General features: G+C 70.2%; 16 protein-coding genes. 6 read left to right on the top strand and 10 right to left on the bottom strand.

All coding sequences use genetic code 11. The features are described from left to right. Positions 1 to 2: 2 nt before the first annotated feature. From rpoB to ACH34R_RS04890, 7 genes are all read right to left on the bottom strand, one after another. Positions 3 to 3479: a DNA-directed RNA polymerase subunit beta gene (rpoB, locus tag ACH34R_RS04920; protein WP_397560076.1), complete on the bottom strand. Its 3477-nt coding sequence runs from the start codon at positions 3477 to 3479 to the stop codon at positions 3 to 5. Between the two features lie 466 nt (positions 3480 to 3945). Beyond that, positions 3946 to 4509, bottom strand: a complete 564-nt coding sequence (locus ACH34R_RS04915) for a hypothetical protein (protein ID WP_397560075.1) — start codon at positions 4507 to 4509, stop codon at positions 3946 to 3948. Next, entirely contained in the window at positions 4506 to 4985 is a 480-nt protein-coding gene (locus ACH34R_RS04910) for a hypothetical protein (RefSeq protein ID WP_397560074.1), read from the bottom strand. The genes ACH34R_RS04915 and ACH34R_RS04910 overlap by 4 nt, the downstream gene beginning before the upstream one ends. Before the next feature lie 195 nt (positions 4986 to 5180). Continuing rightward, positions 5181 to 6092, bottom strand: coding sequence for an ABC transporter ATP-binding protein (locus ACH34R_RS04905; protein WP_397560073.1), 912 nt, complete (start codon positions 6090 to 6092; stop codon positions 5181 to 5183). Between the two features lie 217 nt (positions 6093 to 6309). Next, complete coding sequence (gene rplL / locus ACH34R_RS04900; RefSeq protein WP_397560072.1) at positions 6310 to 6702, bottom strand: 50S ribosomal protein L7/L12; 393 nt, start codon at positions 6700 to 6702, stop codon at positions 6310 to 6312. 72 nt (positions 6703 to 6774) lie between these two features. Continuing rightward, positions 6775 to 7332, bottom strand: a complete 558-nt coding sequence (gene rplJ, locus ACH34R_RS04895; protein ID WP_111168290.1) for a 50S ribosomal protein L10 — start codon at positions 7330 to 7332, stop codon at positions 6775 to 6777. Between the two features lie 234 nt (positions 7333 to 7566). Beyond that, positions 7567 to 8739, bottom strand: a complete 1173-nt coding sequence (locus tag ACH34R_RS04890; protein ID WP_397560071.1) for an epoxide hydrolase family protein — start codon at positions 8737 to 8739, stop codon at positions 7567 to 7569. Positions 8740 to 8802: 63 nt separating this feature from the next. On the opposite strand from ACH34R_RS04890, the gene ACH34R_RS04885 reads away from it, so the two are divergent. Further along, positions 8803 to 9762, top strand: coding sequence for a helix-turn-helix transcriptional regulator (locus ACH34R_RS04885; protein WP_397560070.1), 960 nt, complete (start codon positions 8803 to 8805; stop codon positions 9760 to 9762). A 12-nt stretch (positions 9763 to 9774) separates the two neighbouring features. On the opposite strand, the gene ACH34R_RS04880 is transcribed toward ACH34R_RS04885, so the two are convergent. After that, entirely contained in the window at positions 9775 to 10683 is a 909-nt protein-coding gene (locus tag ACH34R_RS04880; protein ID WP_397560069.1) for an AraC family transcriptional regulator, read from the bottom strand. Between the two features lie 86 nt (positions 10684 to 10769). On the opposite strand from ACH34R_RS04880, the gene ACH34R_RS04875 reads away from it, so the two are divergent. The 4 genes from ACH34R_RS04875 (at position 10770) to ACH34R_RS04860 (ending at position 13377) form a co-directional block, all read left to right on the top strand. Continuing rightward, the gene (locus tag ACH34R_RS04875) at positions 10770 to 11594 is read left to right on the top strand and encodes an NAD(P)H-binding protein (RefSeq protein WP_397560068.1); all 825 of its coding nucleotides are present in this window, start codon (positions 10770 to 10772) and stop codon (positions 11592 to 11594) included. A gap of 38 nt (positions 11595 to 11632) precedes the next feature. Further along, a complete protein-coding gene (locus ACH34R_RS04870; RefSeq protein ID WP_397560067.1) occupies positions 11633 to 11986 on the top strand; it encodes an MmcQ/YjbR family DNA-binding protein in 354 nt (117 codons plus the stop codon). 2 nt (positions 11987 to 11988) lie between these two features. Beyond that, positions 11989 to 12831 (top strand): alpha/beta fold hydrolase, encoded by an 843-nt coding sequence (locus tag ACH34R_RS04865; protein ID WP_397560066.1) that lies wholly within the window; start codon positions 11989 to 11991, stop codon positions 12829 to 12831. Positions 12832 to 12912: 81 nt separating this feature from the next. Then, positions 12913 to 13377 carry a nitroreductase family deazaflavin-dependent oxidoreductase gene (locus tag ACH34R_RS04860; RefSeq protein WP_397560065.1) on the top strand — a complete coding sequence of 155 codons (465 nt, stop codon included), beginning with the start codon at positions 12913 to 12915 and terminating at the stop codon, positions 13375 to 13377. Between the two features lie 139 nt (positions 13378 to 13516). Here ACH34R_RS04860 and ACH34R_RS04855 read toward each other — a convergent pair whose 3' ends face one another. Further along, complete coding sequence (locus ACH34R_RS04855; protein WP_397560064.1) at positions 13517 to 14320, bottom strand: DUF1396 domain-containing protein; 804 nt, start codon at positions 14318 to 14320, stop codon at positions 13517 to 13519. A 260-nt stretch (positions 14321 to 14580) separates the two neighbouring features. On the opposite strand from ACH34R_RS04855, the gene ACH34R_RS04850 reads away from it, so the two are divergent. Next, positions 14581 to 15171, top strand: a complete 591-nt coding sequence (locus ACH34R_RS04850) for an SDR family NAD(P)-dependent oxidoreductase (RefSeq protein WP_397560063.1) — start codon at positions 14581 to 14583, stop codon at positions 15169 to 15171. A 1286-nt stretch (positions 15172 to 16457) separates the two neighbouring features. Here ACH34R_RS04850 and rplA read toward each other — a convergent pair. Continuing rightward, on the bottom strand, positions 16458 to 17177 hold the full coding sequence (rplA, locus tag ACH34R_RS04845) for a 50S ribosomal protein L1 (RefSeq protein ID WP_397560062.1): 720 nt from the start codon (positions 17175 to 17177) through the stop codon (positions 16458 to 16460). Between the last annotated feature and the right edge of the window lie 61 nt (positions 17178 to 17238).

Genomic DNA, 17238 nt, shown 5'->3' with positions numbered 1-17238 from the left:
AATTAGACCTCGTCGACGCTCATGGCACCCTCGTTAGGGCGCCTGGCTAGATCGATCCCGAGCTCCTCTGCCGCGCGGAAGACGTCTTCGTCGGTGTCGCGCATCTCGATGGACATACCGTCGCTGGAGAGCACCTCGACGTTGAGGCACAGCGACTGCATTTCCTTGATCAGCACCTTGAAAGATTCCGGGATGCCCGGCTCGGGGATGTTCTCGCCCTTGACGATCGCCTCGTAGACCTTCACCCGGCCGGTCACGTCGTCGGACTTGATGGTCAGCAGCTCCTGCAGCGCGTAGGCCGCGCCGTAGGCCTCCAGCGCCCACACCTCCATCTCACCGAACCGCTGCCCGCCGAACTGCGCCTTACCGCCCAGCGGCTGCTGGGTGATCATCGAGTACGGGCCGGTGGAACGCGCGTGGATCTTGTCGTCCACCAGGTGCAGCAGCTTCAGGATGTAGATGTAGCCGACCGAGATCGGGTGCGGGAACGGCTCGCCGGAACGGCCGTCGAACAGCCGTGCCTTGCCGTTGACCCCGACCATCCGCTCGCCGTCCCTGTTGAGCAGGGTGTTCGCCAGCAGACCGGTGATCTCTTCCTCGTCGGCGCCGTCGAAGACCGGGGTGGCCACGTTGGTGCGCGGCTCGACCTCGCCGAAGCCCTTGTCGCGCAGCCGCTCGGCCCACGCCTCCTCGACGCCGTTGAGGTCCCAGCCGCGGGCGGCGATCCACCCCAGGTGGGTCTCCAGCACCTGGCCGACGTTCATCCGGCCGGGCACGCCCAGCGGGTTGAGGATGATGTCCACCGGCGTGCCGTCCTCCAGGAACGGCATGTCCTCCACCGGCAGGATCTTGGAGATCACGCCCTTGTTGCCGTGCCGGCCGGCCAGCTTGTCACCATCGGTGATCTTACGCTTCTGCGCCACGTAGACGCGGACCAGCTCGTTCACGCCGGGCGGGAGCTCGTCGCCCTCCTCGCGGCTGAAGACACGGACGCCGATGACCTTGCCGGACTCGCCGTGCGGCACCTTCAGCGAGGTGTCGCGGACCTCCCGGGCCTTCTCCCCGAAGATCGCGCGCAGCAGCCGCTCTTCCGGGGTCAGCTCGGTCTCACCCTTGGGGGTGACCTTGCCGACCAGGATGTCGCCGGGGGTCACCTCGGCGCCGATCCGGATGATGCCGCGCTCGTCGAGGTCGGCCAGGACCTCCTCGGAGACGTTGGGGATGTCCCTGGTGATCTCCTCGGGCCCCAGCTTGGTGTCCCGGGCGTCGACCTCGTGCTCCTCGATGTGGATCGAGGACAGCACGTCGTCCTGGACCAGCCGCTGGGACAGGATGATCGCGTCCTCGTAGTTGTGACCCTCCCAGGGCATGAACGCCACCAAGAGGTTCTTGCCCAGCGCCATCTCACCCTGGTCGGTACAGGGCCCGTCGGCGATGACCTGGCCGATCTCGACCCGCGCGCCCTCGTCCACGATGGGCTTCTGGTTGTAGCAGGTGCCCTGGTTGGACCGCTTGAACTTGGCGACGCGGTAGGTGGTCCGCGTGCCGTCGTCGTTCATCACGGTCACGTAGTCGGCGGAGACCTCCTCGACCACGCCGGCCTTCTCGGCGATGATCACGTCACCGGCGTCGGTGGCCGCGCGGTACTCCATGCCGGTGCCGACCAGCGGGGCCTCGCTCTTCAGCAGGGGCACCGACTGGCGCTGCATGTTGGAGCCCATCAGGGCGCGGTTGGCGTCGTCGTGCTCCAGGAAGGGGATCATCGCGGTCGCCACCGACACCATCTGGCGCGGCGAGACGTCGATGTAGTCGACCTCCTCGGCACGGGCCAGCTCGGTCTCACCGCCCTTGGTGCGGACCAGCACCCGGCTCTCGGCGAACGAGCCGTCCGCGTTCAGCGGCGTGTTGGCCTGCGCCTTGACGTAGCGGTCCTCCTCGTCGGCGGTGAGGTAGTCGATCTGCTCGGTGACCTTGCCGTCGACGACCTTGCGGTAGGGGGTCTCCACGAAACCGAAGGAGTTGACCCTGCCGTAGGAGGACAGCGAACCGATCAGGCCGATGTTGGGGCCTTCCGGCGTCTCGATCGGGCACATCCGGCCGTAGTGGGACGGGTGTACGTCACGGACCTCGAACCCGGCGCGCTCACGGGAAAGACCACCCGGGCCGAGCGCGGACAGCCGCCGCTTGTGCGTGAGGCCGGCCAGCGGGTTCTCCTGCGCCATGAACTGCGAGAGCTGCGAGGTGCCGAAGAACTCCTTGATCGACGCGACGACCGGGCGGATGTTGATCAGGGTCTGCGGCGTGATCGCCTCGACGTCCTGGGTGGTCATCCGCTCGCGGACCACGCGCTCCATCCGGGCCAGACCCAGCCGGACCTGGTTTTGGATCAGCTCGCCGACCGTGCGCAGGCGGCGGTTGCCGAAGTGGTCGATGTCGTCGACCTCGACCACGACCTCACCAGAGGCGCCGGGCATGGAGTCCTCGCCGGCGTGCAGCCGGACCAGGTACTCGATCGTGCCGACGATGTCTTCCTCGGTGAGCGTGCCCTGGTTGATCTCGGAATCGACGCCCAGCTTCTTGTTGATCTTGTACCGGCCGACCTTCGCCAGGTCGTACCGCTTGTGGTTGAAGTAGAGGTTCTCCAGCAGCGTCTGCGCCGACTCCTTGGTCGGCGGCTCACCCGGCCGCAGCTTGCGGTAGATGTCGAGCAACGCGTCGTCCTGGCCGGCCGTGTGGTCCTTCTCCAGGGTCGCCCGCATCGACTCGAACTGACCGAACCGCTCCAAAATCCGGTCGTTCGTCCAGCCGAGCGCCTTCAGCAGCACCGTCACCGGCTGCTTGCGCTTACGGTCGATGCGCACGCCCACGGCGTCGCGCTTGTCGATCTCGAACTCCAGCCAGGCGCCCCGGGAGGGGATCACCTTGCATCCGTAGATGTCCTTGTCCGAGATCTTGTCGACGTTGCGCTCGAAGTAGACGCCGGGGGACCGCACCAGCTGCGAGACCACGACACGCTCGGTGCCGTTGATGATGAAGGTGCCCTTGGAGGTCATGAGCGGGAAGTCGCCCATGAACACCGTCTGGCTCTTGATCTCACCGGTGGTGTTATTGATGAACTCCGCCGTGACGAACATCGGGGCGGAGTAGGTCATGTCCTTGTCTTTGCACTCATCGACGGAGTACTTCGGCGGCTCGAACCGGTGATCGCGGAACGACAGGGACATGGTTCCGGAGAAGTCCTCGATGGGACTGATCTCTTCAAAGATCTCTTCGAGACCGGACTGGGCCGGAACGTCCTTGCGCCCGGCCTGGCGAGCCGCCTCGACCCGGGCCTTCCACTTCTCGTTGCCGAGCAACCAGTCGAACGACTCGGTCTGCAGGGCGAGAAGATCAGGAACCTCGAAAGGCTCCTGGATACGCGAGAATGACACTCGACGGGGACCAGCGGGTACGGCGGAGGCGTTGCGCGAGGCTGCCAACAGATGTCCTTCCGAGGGCTCGCGGCGGACTGATCTACACGCACGCCAGACAACCTCGCAAGACTACGGAGAGAAGCGAGGTCGTCAAAGGGCAGCGCAAAGGAGCAGTGTAGCCCAATGGCATACACCTGTCCACTCTACGTCCGCTGCATGCTCCACGTTGTTCGCAGCATCGCCCGTCTGAGCCGAAACGTCAAGCCCGAGAGCCGACATTCCAGCCACTTGATAGCCAGCACGCTGGGAAATCCCCTCCGTGTGCCTCGCCCGCGCTGCCGGACCCCAGACGATACCCACGAGCGCCCTGGGGTAACGCTGAGTGACACGGAGGTTCTAACCCTTGCCGCCGGTTGGAACTCTTGCGGCATCCATCCCCCTTGTCACACCTTACTCAAACGCTTTCTTTGCTAACAATTGGGTAACACGAACACGCCCGGGAGGTGACAGGCAGGCTTCACCGGCCTCGCGATCAGTGCGAAGGAACGCTCCCGATCAGGGTGGACATCTCCGCCACCAGCCAGCGCGACCCCGACTTGACCATGACGAACCTGGCCCGGTCCTGGGTCACCTGCCGCTGCGGTTCGTCCTCCCCTGGAACGGTCTTGGTGGTGGTCGTGTCCACGAACAACAGCACCTCCACCCGGTCGGGGGTGGCCGACTCCACGGCCGCGTTGACGACCTCGGCCTGCCGTACGGTGTGCTCCTGCCGCACGGACGGGACCAGCACCTGGAGCAGGCGGCTGTAGTGGCCGGTCAGCTCGCCCGTGGTGTGGTCGCGACCGCGGGCGAGGTCCTGCTCGACGGTGGCGTGGTTGTAGGAGAGCATGTCCGGGGCCACCGACCGGGCCGCCTCCGTCGCCTCCTTGGCCGCCTCCGTGCCCTGGCGCAGCCAGCGCAGGTTCGCGTGCAGTACCAGCACGACGCCCGCCAGGGCCAGCGCGAGGGCGGTCAGCAGCGACACCACGACCACGAAGGCGCGCGATCGGGAGCGCATCCGCGACCGGGCCCGCCAGGAGCCGTCGCGCCGGCTCACGGGACCTCCTCCCAGCGCGACACCAGCCAGCTTCCGCCGGACTTGGTGAGGTCCATCGTCCAGCGGTGGAAGCGCTCCCGTGGCGCGGCCTTGCGGCCCTCCCACTGGATGACGCCGTCCGCGACGACCAGCGCCCTGGCCTCGTCGCCGCTCAGGGAGACCAGGCCCACCGAGCGGAGTACACCGATCTGCACCACCTTGTCGGCCACCGTGGTCTGCCGCAGCTTCGCCACGCCCGCCTCGTAGGCGTCGCGCGCCGGTCCGGTGGAACTGCTCAGCACCCGCCGGATGTCCTCCTCGACGCTGTCGTGGCTCACCGACAGGAGGTTCACCGCGTGGGCCCCCGCCGCGCGGATGACCGCCTCGCGTTCGGCCGCGACGGCCTGCTCGTCGCCGAGCCACCGCGTGAGCAGCACCGCCAGCAGCCCCAGCGCCACGACCACGGTGGTCAGCACCCCGATCACCACCGCCCTCATCCGCCGCACCCCTCGGATACGGCGGGCGGTCCGGGTCGCTGCATGCGTCCACCCTCCTGCGCACGGTCGCCGGCGGACCTCACGGACCATACGGCGGCGGTGGTCCACACCGGTGAGCCCTCTGGTCGCCGGATCATAACCCGCGATGGTGACCGGCATACCCGTCTTCACGGGCTAAGTCGGCAGATGCCGGGATCAGCGGGCCAGCAGGCGCCGGTACTCGGCCCGCCAGTCGCGCCCGTGCTCGTCCAGGAACGAGCCGGGCGGCGGTACGACGCCGTTGGCGGCGAGCCAGGCCCCCGGCACCGGCTGGGTCCGGCGGACGCGCCCGCCGGTCGGCATGAGCTGCGGCGGGATCGGCGGCAGCCCGCCCGGCCCGCGCGCGTTGAGGAACCGGCGCACCACCGGCTGGTCGCTGGACAGCAGCATCTCGCGCGGCCCGAACATGACCAGCTCGCGGCCGTCCATCAGGCCGATGTCGTCGGGCACGGTGCGGGCGGTGTCGAGGTCGTGGGTGACGATCAGGAACGTGGCCCCGGTCTCGGCGTTGAGGTCCACGATGAGCTGGTTGAGGTAGGCGGTCGGTACCGGGTCGAGCCCGGAGTCCGGTTCGTCGAACAGGACGACCTCCGGATCGAGCACCAGCGCCCTGGCCAGCCCGGCGCGCTTGCGCAGCGCGCCGGAGATCTCGCCGGGCCGCTTGCCCTCCGCGCCGAGCAGCCCGACGCGTTCGATCTTGTCCATCGCGATCCGGCGGACGCGGGACTCCGGCAGCGCGGTGTGCTCGCGCAGCGGCAGCGCGATGTTGTCGTACACGGTCAGCGAACCGAGCAGCGCGCCGTCCTGGAACAGCACGCCGACGCGGCGGCGCAGCTCGGCCAGCCTCGGCTCCCCGGCTCCGGTGAGGTCGTGGCCGTCGATCCGGATGCGGCCACGGTCCGGGGGGAGCAGCCCGACCAGGGTCTTGAGGAAGACCGACTTGCCCGCGCCGGACGGGCCGAGCAGCACCGAGATCTCGCCGGGCGGCAGGGTGAGCGAGACGTCCTGCCAGATGACCTGCCTGCCGAACGACTTGCTCAGCCCTTCGACCACGACCTCGACTCCCACGACCCACCTACCGTCGTCGCGCCGATCGCCCGGCGCGCGTGTTACTTGCCGGCGCAACCACCGTAAACCGCGTTCCGGCCGGGCCGATGGAACGTTACGGCCCCGTTACCCCGCGTCCCGCCGCGAAGCGGGCCCCCGGCAGACGCGAAGCGGGCGGCCCACCCGGCACCTGGGTGGACCGCCCGCTTCGATCGGGTCGTGCTTACGCCTCAGAACGTCACTTGACGGTGACGGTGGCGCCGGCGCCCTCCAGGGCGGCCTTGGCCTTCTCCGCGGCCTCCTTGTTGACCTTCTCCAGCAGCGGCTTCGGCGCGCCGTCGACGAGGTCCTTGGCCTCCTTCAGGCCGAGGCTCGTGAGGGCGCGGACCTCCTTGATGACCTGGATCTTCTTGTCGCCCGCGGCCTCCAGGATGACGTCGAACTCATCCTGCTCCTCGGCCTCGGCGGCAGCGGCGCCCTCACCGCCGCCGGTGGGGGCGACGGCGACGGCGGCCGGGGCAGCGGCCTTGACGTCGAAGGTGTCCTCGAAGAGCTTCACAAAGTCGGCGAGCTCAAGAAGGGTCATCTCCTTGAACGCGTCGAGCAGCTCGTCGGTGCTGAGCTTCGCCATGGTGGTGTTCCTCCGTTTAGGTCGTTGTCTGAGAATCGGGACCGCGGTGTCTGCGGCAATCCCCCGGTGGCGCTACTCGCCCTCGCCCGCGGCGGCGTCCGTGGACGCGTCGCCGCCTTCGGCGTTCTTGGCGCGCAGGGCCTCGGCGAGCCTGGCCATCTTGGTGGGCAGCGCGTTGAGCACGGCGGCAGCGTGGCTCTGCTTCGCCTTCATCGCGCCGGCCAGCTTCGCGAGCAGGACCTCGCGGGACTCCAGGTCGGCGAGCTTGGTGATCTCGGCGGGGGTCATCGACTTGCCGTCGACGACACCGCCCTTGATGACCAGGAGGGGATTGGCCTTGGCGAAGTCACGCAGCCCCTTGGCCGCCTCGACCACGTCGCCCTTGACAAAGGCGATGGCCGACGGGCCCTGCAGCAGGTCGTCCAGGCTGGAGATCCCGGCCTGGTTCGCCGCCAGCTTGGTCAGCGTGTTCTTCACCACGGCGAACTTCGCATTCTCACCGAGCGAAACGCGCAGCTCCTTGAGCTGAGCGACGGTGAGACCGCGGTATTCGGTCAGAACGGCAGCGCTGGAGCCATCGAACTCACTCTTGAGCTCGGCAACAGCAGTCGCCTTTTCCGCCCTCGCCATGGGCCTCCTTCCAGATGTGCCGCCGGAGAAGGCTCCCGGAGAAACGAAACAAGCCCCGGCGCAGGCGCACGGGGCTCGCACATCGGACGTCAGGGACGGCCAATATGAAAACTCACATCCACCTGCGCAGGTCGCCCGCTTCACGGGGCCTTGGGTCACCGAGCTTGCCTCGGCGACGACCGGCGGTCTTCGGCATCCACCAGAGTACCCCACCTCAGGGCATGCTGCCGCACGTCACCGCAGCGGCCGGAAGAAGTCCCGCAGGTCGCCGCTCAGCAGCTCCGGCACCTCCATCGCCGGGAAGTGCCCGCCGCGGTCGTACTCCGACCAGTGCCCGATCCGGTCCGCCGGGTCCATCAGGCTCCTGATCGTGTCGTCGCCCGCGAAGACCGCGACCCCGGTGGGCACCGACGGCGCCGCCTCGGAGCCCCCAGAATCCCCGGCCATCTCCCGGTACGCCCGCATGCCCTCGTAGGTGCCGTGCGCGGACGAGGCCCCTGAACCGGTGAACCAGTAGACGCTGATCGCGGTGAGCAGGTCGTCCCGGTCGACGGCCTCCTCGGGCAGCGCGGACGCCGGATCGGTCCACTCGGCGAACTTCTCCACGATCCAGGCCAGTTGCGCCACCGGGGAGTCGTTCAGCCCGTAGCCGAGCGTCTGGGGGCGGGTGGCCTGTATGTGGAGGTAGCCCAGGCCGTCGCGCTGCACCCGGTTGAAGCGTTCGGCGCGCGCCCGGTCGGCCGCGGGCACCGCCTCGACGTCGATCGGCGGCCCGAACGGCATGCCCGCCGACGTACCGGTCAGGTGGACGCCCGCCGTCCGGCCGGCGGCGATCATGCCGAGCAGGCTCGCCACGCCGGCCCCCGCGTCGGTGCCGTGGACGCCGTAGCGCTCGTACCCGAGGCGGGCCATCAGCTCCGCCCACGCCGACGCGACGCGGAACAGATTCCCCCACCCCTCCTCGCGCACCGGCGTGGAGAACCCGTAGCCGGGCAGCGACGGCAGCACGACGTGGAAGGCGTCGGCCGGGTCGCCGCCGTGCGCCCTGGGGTCGGTCAGCGGCCCGATCACCCTGCGGAACTCCAGCGGCGAACTCGGCCAGCCGTGGGTGAGCACGAGCGGCAGCGCGTCCGGCTCGGGCGAGCGTACGTGCATGAAGTGGACGTCCTGGCCGTCGAACGTGGTGACGAACTGCGGGATCTCGTTCAGTTCCGCCTCCTGGGCCCGCCAGTCGAACTCCTCCGCCCAGTACCGGGCGAGGTCGCGCAGGTACCCGAGGGGGACCCCGCGGGTCCAGTTCGTGCTCGGCACCCCGTCCGGCCAGCGGGTACGGCCGAGCCGGTCCACCAGGTCGTCGAGGTCGGCCTGCGGAACGTCGATGCGGAAGGGACGGATGTCGTTGTCCATGCCCCCGACACTAGGAAGGGATGCGGAAAGGATGGTTCCGCGTCTACTGCCAGACTGAAGTACATGCTCGAAACCTCCGCCCGGCTGCTGCGCCTGCTCTCCCTCCTCCAGACGCCGCGCGACTGGTCCGGTCCGCAGCTCGCCGAACGCCTGTCGGTCACCACCCGCACGGTCCGCAACGACATCGAGCGGCTGCGCGAACTCGGCTATCCGGTCCACGCCACGCCCGGGCCGGGCGGCGGTTACCGGCTCGGCGCGGGGGCCGCGCTGCCGCCGCTGCTGCTGGACGACGAGGAGGCGATCGCCGTGGTGGTGGGCCTGCGCACGGCGGCCACCGCCGGAGTCACCGGGATCGAGGAGACCTCGCTGCGCGCGCTCGCCAAGCTGGAGCAGGTGCTGCCGGCGCGGCTGCGGCACCGGGTGGAGGCGCTGGAGTCGGCCACGGTCGCCGTACGCGGGGCCGAGGGACCCACGGTGGACGCCGACGTGCTCGCCGTACTGGCCGGGGCCTGCCGGCGGCGCGAACGGCTGCGGTTCGACTACACCGGGCACGACGGCGGCACCACGCGGCGGCTGGCCGAGCCGTACCGGCTGGTCCACATGAGCCGCCGCTGGTACCTGGTCGCGTGGGACGTGGACCGCGACGACTGGCGCACCTTCCGCGCCGACCGGGTACGGCCCCGGCCGCCCACGGGGCCGCGGTTCGCTCCCAGGGAGCCTCCGGAGGGCGATGTGGCCACTTACGTCCAGCGCGGCGCCGGGGCCGCGCTGTGGCGGCACCGGGCCCGGGTACGGCTGCACGCCCCGGCCGAGGCCGTGGCGTCCCGGTTGCCGCCCGCCGTGCTCGTCGAGGCGGTGGACGAACGTACCTGCCTGGTCCAGACCGGTGCCGACACCCTGCAGATGCTCGCGCTGTACCTGGGCCTGCTGGACGTCGACTTCGAGGTGGTCGAGGGCGCGGAGTTCGCCGGGCACCTGCGCACCCTCATCGGCCGCTACGAGCGGGCCGTGCGGCCCGTCTGAGCGGCGCGGGAGTCAGGAGGTGACCGCGCGGGCCGTGCCGTTGGCCCGAGTACGGCCGGCGTCCCGGCGGTAGGCGCTGGGGCTGACCCCGAGCGTGCGCTTGAAGGCCGCGCTGAACCCGAAAGCGTCGGAATATCCCACCTTGCGGGCCACCGCCCCCACCGTCGCCGCCGGTTCGGTGAGCATGTCGGCGGCGAGCGCCATCCGCCACTCCGTCAGGTAGGTCAGCGGCGGATCGCCCACCAGGTCGGTGAACCGCCTGGCGAACGTGGTGCGCGAGACGTTGGCCGTGGCGGCGAGGGAGGCCAGGGTCCAGGGCCGGGCCGGATCGTCGTGGATCGCGCGCAGCGCCGGGCCCGCCACGTCGTCGCCCAGCGCCGCGTACCACGCGGGCCTGGTCGCCTCCGGCCGGTCGAACCAGTCGCGCAGCGAGCAGACCAGGAGCCAGTCCAGCAGCCGGTCCAGTACGACCTGGCGGCCGGGGCGGCCCTGGACGAGCTGGGCCTCCAGGTAGGTCCGCATCCCGGAGCAGTCGTGGTCGTCCGGCACGACGGCCACCGGCGGCAGCACGCGTATCAGGCGGCGCAGCACCTCTCCCCCGGCCTGGTACGAACCGGCGAGCAGGACCGTGTCACCGGCCAGTTCGGCCGGCGCGTCGTGCGCGGCGGTCCGTACCGGGCCGGGTGTGGCGCTCTCGGCGAACACGAAGGGCTCGGGCCCGCGCACGACGGCGGCCTCGCCGACCCGCACGCGCTCGGCGGTCTCACCCTGGACGATCCACCCTTCGCCGCGCAGCGGCAGGCACAACGTCAGGGACGCGCCGCGATCGAACTCAAGCGCCCACGGCGGCGAAAGCGCCGAAGCGCCGAAGACCGCCCCCTCGCCGCGCACCCCACGCAACAGATCGTCATATGGGTCCATACGGCTCACGATAACGGGACGATCGGACAGCCCCCACGGACGCTCGGCCATGTCCGCACGGGCCTTCCGGCGGTTGGCTGTCAGGCATGGACGACATTCTGGTTCTCGGTGCGACCGGCAAGACCGGACGCCGCTTGGTACGACTGCTGCGCGAACGCGACCTCCCGGTACGCCCGGCGTCCCGCTCCAGCGCGGTCCGCTTCGACTGGTCCGACCCGCGGACGTGGGAACCGGCGACCAAGGGCGCCCGCGCGGTGTACCTGGTCGCCCCCGACGACCCCGCCCCCATCGCCGGTTTCGTCGAACAGGCCCGCGGCAACGGGCCGGTCGAGCGCTTCGTGGTCCTTTCCGGGCGCGGAATCGAGCACGTCGAAGGCGACTTCGGGGTCGGCATGGCCACCGCGGAGCGGGCCGTGGCCGCCTCCGGGGCGGAGTGGACCGTGCTGCGCCCCAACGAGTTCGCCCAGAACTTCGACGAGGACCTGTGGCACGCGCCGGTACGGACCGGGCGGCTGGCCCTGCCGATGGGGGACGTGCCCGAGCCGTTCGTCGATGTGGAGGACGTGGCGGCGGCCGCCGCGGCGCTGACCGAGGACGGGCACGCCGGGCGGATCTATGAGCTCTCCGGGCCGGCGGCGCTGAACTTCCGCGAGGCCGTCGAGATCATAGGGCGGGCGGCGGGGCGGACCATCGAGTACGTGGATCTGACCCCGGCCGCCTACCGGGCCGAACTGATCGCCGAAGGCTATCCCGAGGCCGTCGCCGACGCGCTCGGCGAGTTGTTCGCGGTGCACCGCGCCGGGCACACGGTCGAACCGACCGGCGACGTGCGGCGCGTCCTGGGGCGGGAACCGATCGCCTTCGCCGACTACGCCGCCCGCGCGGCGGCGGCGGGCGCCTGGTCGGCGTAGCTCAATTCTGTCGGTGCCGTTCGCTAGGTTGCCTGTTCATGAGCAACATGGCGAGACTCGAAGAGATCGTCGCCCGGCTGCCCGAGACCACTCGGGTCGACGTCGAAGCCTGGGACGGCGAGCCGACCTTCCGGGTGCGCAACAAGGCGTTCGTGTTCACCGACCCCGAGGCCAGGGCCATACGCGTCAAGCTGTCCAAGGAGGAGGCCGACGCGGTGGTGGCCACCGATCCGGGGGCCGAGCCCGCGGGGTACGGGCTGGGGCGGCACGGCTGGGTGCACATCCAGGTCGGCGACCGGCCGGGCGATGACCGCTGGCAGGAGATCACCGAGTGGGTCCGCACCTCCTACACCCTCGTCGCCCCGCGCCGTCTCGCCGAGCGGGTCATGTGAGGGTGCCCGGGCCCCCGCGCACCGGGCGCACCCGGCTTCCGGACGGGCGGTGGCTCGGGTGGGCGGAATGGGGGCCGCGTGACGGCACACCGGTCGTGTTCTGCCCGGGTGCGGGGACCGGCCGGTCGCTGGGGTTCGGCGGCGACGTCGTGGACCGGCTCGGCGTCCGGCTGATCTCGCTCGACCGGCCCGGCCTCGGAGCCTCCGACCCCGCCCCCGGCCGTACGCTCGGTTCCTGGCCCGCCGACGTCGCGGCGCTCGGGCTGACCCGGCCGCGGATCGTCGGTTTCTCCCAGGGCGCGCCGTTCGCCCTGGCCTGCGCCCCGATCGCGGCCCGGCTGGCGATCGTGTCCGGGGCCGACGAGGTGGCCTTGCCCGCGTTCGCCCCGGCCCTGCCCGCGCCGCTGCGCGACCTGGTACGCCTGGCCGCCGCCGACCCGGAGGCGGCCGAGCGATCCTTCCAGGCCATCACGCCCGCCGCACTGTGGGACATGATCGTGCCCAACGCGCCCGCCGTTGATCGCGCGGTCTACGAGTCGCCGGAGTTCGCGCGCGCCTATCGGGCGGCCATGGCCGAGGCGTTCGGCCAGGGTCCGGGCGGTTACGCCCGTGACACGCTGCTGGCGATGTCCCGCTGGCCGTACGACCTGGGCGCGATCCAGATCCCGGTCGACCTCTGGTACGGCGAGCACGACACCGGCCACTCCCCCGACCAGGGCCGTACCCTTGCCGCCCGTATCCCCGGCGCCCGCCACCACCTCGTCCCGGACACGGGCGGCGCCGTTCTGTGGACACACGCCGAGCCGATCCTGCGCACCCTGCTCGGCGCCCCGGACGCGCCCTGAGCAGGATCGGAGAAGCGTGCCGGGCCACCGCCGTCCTACGTTGGCGGGGTAGCGAACGGACCCCGGCCCCGGAGGTGGCTCATGGCACAGCAGCAGACGAGCAGGCGCAGGCCCGGCACGCCGGGTGCGTTCTCCCGGTGGATGCAGCGCACGATGAACGCCCGGATGAACCGCAAGATACGGCGGGGCCGCGGCCACATGATGGGCATGGACGTGCTGATCCTGAACACCGTGGGCCGCCGCAGCGGGCAGCCCCGGGAGACGCCGGTGGCGTGGTTCGCCGATGACGCGGACGGCGGGCGGCTGATCATCGCGTCGGGCGGCGGGAGTCGGCACCCTGACTGGTACGTCAACCTGATGGCCCACCCGGACCGCGCGACGATCGAACTGCCCGGCCACCCTCCGCTGCCGGTGACCCCGCACCGCCTCGACGGCGCCGACCGCGAACGGGCCTGGCAGCGCATCGCCGCCGCCCAGCCCCGGATCGCGAAGTACCAGAGCAAGTCCGACCGCCGGTACCCGGTGATCCGGCTCACCCCACGCTGAACGAGGTCCTGGGAGTCGCGAGCGGGTCCGGGGCGGCGGGAGCGGGTGCGGGTGCGGGGCGGAAAGGGCGAAGGCCCGCGCCGGTGGCAGGCGCGGGCCTTCGGGTGGGTGGAAAAAAGGTCTGTTGACCAGAAATGCCTTAGTTGAACACGTGCTTCTGCTGCGGGATCTCGCCGACCTCGCTCGCCGGCGGGGCCGAGATCTCGACCGGCTCGTTGTAGCCCTTGAACAGCATGGTGGCGTTGAACGTGCCGCCCTCCGCCGAACCGCTCATGGTGATCTTGCGGGGCAGGCTCTGCGCGTCCGCCCACAGGTCGAACTTGATGTCCTTGACCTTGCCGAACTGGTCGGCGGCCCGGGCGCGCTTGTCGTCGTCCAGCAGCTTGACGGCCTCGTCCACCGGGAAGGTGCCGGAGTAGTGCGTGGTGTCGACGCCGCCAGCGCTCTCGGTGCCCACGGCCTTGATGTCCTTGGACGCGGTGACCAGCTTGACCGCCGCGGCCAGGTCGAACTGCTGCACCCGGCCGAGCGCGTCGTTCGCCTCGTTCTGGCCTTCCCCGTCGAGGTCGGCGACGGACGCCTTGATCCACGGCTTGGTCGCGCCGGTGGCCGACTTCAGGGCGTCCACCTTGACGTACGCGGTGTCGCCGAGCAGGATCGCACGGGCGCCACCGGGCAGGCTGTTCGAGCCGAAGGCGACGGTGTCGAGGGTGAGGTCGACCGCGAGCTGCGGCTTGCTCTGGTACACCATCCGGCCCTGCACCTTACCGGTGTCACCCTCGGGGTGAGAGAATTCGGCCACGGCGTCAACGGTGTAGCTGTTGACCGCCTCGGCCTTCTGGGCCGTCTGCGCCACGGCTTCGGCCGCGGCCAGCTTGACATTGCCGAGCTGCGGACTCGTCGATCCGCACCCGGTGAGGGCGACCACACTGGCTGCGCTCACGGCGGCGATCGCGAGTGAAATCCGGCGCATTTATTTGAGTCCCTTCATATCCCCTGCACTGACTCCGACCCTACGCGCTCGCGGGGTGTTCGGGCCGGGATCCCCCGGGACCTCCGGGTTATCCCCGGGTTTACCCTGAGGGTCCGCCTTTATCAGGGAAGTACCGATACTTCAGCAGTAAACGCACCTTTACCTCGCCAAACCTGCACATTCGCCCCCGCTGTTGATCACGTACCGCACACGGACCAGGAGAGCCGATCATGGGGAACGTACTGGTGACCGGAGCCACCGGAGGGATCGGCAGGCCACTGGTCAACGCCCTCACCGCCGCCGGACACCAGGTGACCGCCATCGGCCGCGACGTCTCCCGGCTCGACGTACCGGGCATCGAGGCCGACCTGTCCGAACCGGCCACCCTCGCCACCGCCTTGGCGGGTGGACCGCAAGACGTCCAGGCCCTGGTGTATTGCGCGGGGATCTCCCCCATCGCATCCGTCGCCGACACCGACCCAGAGACCTGGCGACGAACCCTGGCCGTCAACGTGGCCTCCGCCGCCGAACTCCTGCGCCTGACACTGCCCGCCCTGCGCCGGTCCAGAGGCCACGTGATCTTCGTCAACGCCTCCCCGGGAATGACCGGAGTCCCCCGCTGGTCGGCCTTCGTCGGCAGCAAGGCGGCTCTGCGAGAACTGGCCGACTCCCTCCGCGAGGAGGAGTCCCCCACGGAATACGCGTCACCACGATCTACCCCGCGGCCACCGCCACCGCCCTACTGGCCGAGGTCCGAACCACCTTCGGCCGCCCCTACGACCCCGCCCAGTGCATCCAGCCAGAGTCCCTGGCCGCCATGATCACCTGGACCCTCTCCACCCCACCCGACGCCTACCCCACCGAACTCTCCATCCTCCCCTCCCCACCCTGACCCCCAATCACCACCGGCCCATGCCCCCGCCCCTGCGCCCATAGGAAGCACCACAGATCGGAAAGGGGCCGCCCGTCGCTCCCTTCCCGCGACGGCCGGTGAGGGGCCGTACTCATCACACTCAAGACCCCCGCGCGCAGGGCACATGGGCCCGGAGGGCCAGGCGTTCATAAACGGGAACCTCCCCGCGCGTGCGGGGAGCGCAGCCCCGAGACGTTGTCGGTGTACTGGGACAGGGGACCATCCCCGCGCGTGCGGGGAGCACTTCCGGGTGATCTCCTCGTCGGTGAGGCTCACCGGACCATCCCCGCGCGTGCGGGGAGCACCGGCCGCCAGGCGGTCGGCGGCGGGGGGAGGGGGGACCATCCCCGCGCGTGCGGGGAGCACGCCACCGCTCACGCTCGCGGGGAAGATTTGCCGGGACCATCCCCGCGCGTGCGGGGAGCACACTTGCTGACCTGCGGGTTTTCCTGGCGCTGGTGGCGATTTCATTCAGTTCGAAAACGGTGACCTCGCTAGCTGGCCTCGGAGCATCGCGATTCGCGAGGACGACCCTCTCAACGACTGTGGGGATACGGCTGGGAACCCAGGAACGATATCTCGCAAAGGCGTGCAGGCCGAGCGGCTTGCCTGGAGTTGGTGAGGTTCACGGTCATCAAGGGCGCGTGGGATGGGTTCCTGAGGTCTTGGTCGGAGCTGGTGGCCGTGGTGGGTTGAGGTGGGTATCGGTGTGCTGGTGGTGGTAGCGCCGGGCGGAGCCCGGCCTTAGGAAAAGCAGGCCGAGCGTCAGCGAGGGCGAATGCGCGCGGTAGCGCGTATTGGGGCGACGCGCGGTAGCGCGGGGGCCGGGGAACACAGGCCGAGCGGAGCGAGGTCCATTGGGCGTACGCCGCGTGGGTGGGGGTGGGGGCGCGCCGGAGGCGGGGCGTACTGCTTGGAGGGTGTTGAGGGGTAATGGCGGGAGAGTTTAGGGCTGGGATGAGTCCCGTTATGTGGTGCTGGGGTCGGTGGGCGGCTAAGGCATATGCGGAATGCCGGGGGCGGGGCGCAGGGGTACGGCGGCGGGGTACGAGCGGCGGGGTTTGTTGGGGGTGGCGTACCTCGATGGCGGCGCGATCATCTGGGGTTCAAGCCCTCTGGCGGGTTTGACGCATCGGAGGAACGACGAAGCCCACCCCATGCCTCATGTGGGCGGGGTGGGCTGCCGGGTTTGGGTCAGGCCGGGGTTTCGGCGACGAGGCCGCGGACGATGTTGGGGTCGACCGGGATGCCCGGGCCCATGGAGGTGCTGAAGGTGACCTTCTTGAGGTAGCGCCCCTTGGCCGCGGACGGCTTGAGCCGGAGCACCTCGTCGAGGGCGGCCGCGTAGTTCTCCACGAGCTGGCGCTCGCTGAACGACGAGCGGCCGATGATGAAGTGCAGGTTGGCGTGCCGGTCGACGCGGAACTCGATCTTGCCGCCCTTGATGTCGCCGATGGCCTTGGTCACGTTGGGGGTGACCGTGCCGGTCTTCGGGTTGGGCATCAGGCCGCGGGGGCCGAGCACCCGGCCCAGCCGACCGACCTTGCCCATCAGGTCGGGGGTGGCCACGACCGCGTCGAACTCGTTGAGCCGGTTGCCCTTGGAGATCTCATCGATCAGCTCATCGGCCCCGACGATGTCGGCGCCCGCCTGGCGGGCCTCCTCGGCGCGGTCACCGGTCGCGAAGACCAGGACCCGGGCGGTCTTGCCGGTGCCGTGCGGGAGATTGACGGTGCCGCGCACCATCTGGTCCGCCTTGCGGGGGTCGACGCCCAGCCGCAGCGCCACCTCGACGGTGGCGTCGAACTTGGTGGCAGAGGTGTCCTTGGCCAGCTTCGCCGCTTCGGCGGGGGCGTAAAGGTGCTCTCTGTCGATCTGGCTCGCCGCGTTGCGGTAGCCCTTGCTGCGCTTCACTGCTCACTCCTGTGTCATGGACGAGTGGTCGTGGTGTGGGCCAGCGCTCGGCCCTCCCACT

Origin of the sequence: Spongiactinospora sp. 9N601, assembly GCF_044326295.1 — a bacterium.
Classification (GTDB): Bacteria; Actinomycetota; Actinomycetes; order Streptosporangiales; family Streptosporangiaceae; genus Spongiactinospora; species Spongiactinospora gelatinilytica.
Note: the sequence above shows the minus strand (reverse complement) of the source record. Positions and strands in the feature narration are given on the sequence as shown.

Coding starts and splice junctions, on each gene's coding strand:
- ACH34R_RS04910 (WP_397560074.1), bottom strand. CDS start 4,985: ATGAGGGCGGTGGTGATCGGGGTGCTGACCACCGTGGTCGTGGCGCTG.
- rplL (WP_397560072.1), bottom strand. CDS start 6,702: ATGGCGAAGCTCAGCACCGACGAGCTGCTCGACGCGTTCAAGGAGATG.
- rplJ (WP_111168290.1), bottom strand. CDS start 7,332: ATGGCGAGGGCGGAAAAGGCGACTGCTGTTGCCGAGCTCAAGAGTGAG.
- ACH34R_RS04890 (WP_397560071.1), bottom strand. CDS start 8,739: ATGGACAACGACATCCGTCCCTTCCGCATCGACGTTCCGCAGGCCGAC.
- ACH34R_RS04885 (WP_397560070.1), top strand. CDS start 8,803: ATGCTCGAAACCTCCGCCCGGCTGCTGCGCCTGCTCTCCCTCCTCCAG.
- ACH34R_RS04880 (WP_397560069.1), bottom strand. CDS start 10,683: ATGGACCCATATGACGATCTGTTGCGTGGGGTGCGCGGCGAGGGGGCG.
- ACH34R_RS04875 (WP_397560068.1), top strand. CDS start 10,770: ATGGACGACATTCTGGTTCTCGGTGCGACCGGCAAGACCGGACGCCGC.
- ACH34R_RS04870 (WP_397560067.1), top strand. CDS start 11,633: ATGAGCAACATGGCGAGACTCGAAGAGATCGTCGCCCGGCTGCCCGAG.
- ACH34R_RS04860 (WP_397560065.1), top strand. CDS start 12,913: ATGGCACAGCAGCAGACGAGCAGGCGCAGGCCCGGCACGCCGGGTGCG.
- ACH34R_RS04850 (WP_397560063.1), top strand. CDS start 14,581: ATGGGGAACGTACTGGTGACCGGAGCCACCGGAGGGATCGGCAGGCCA.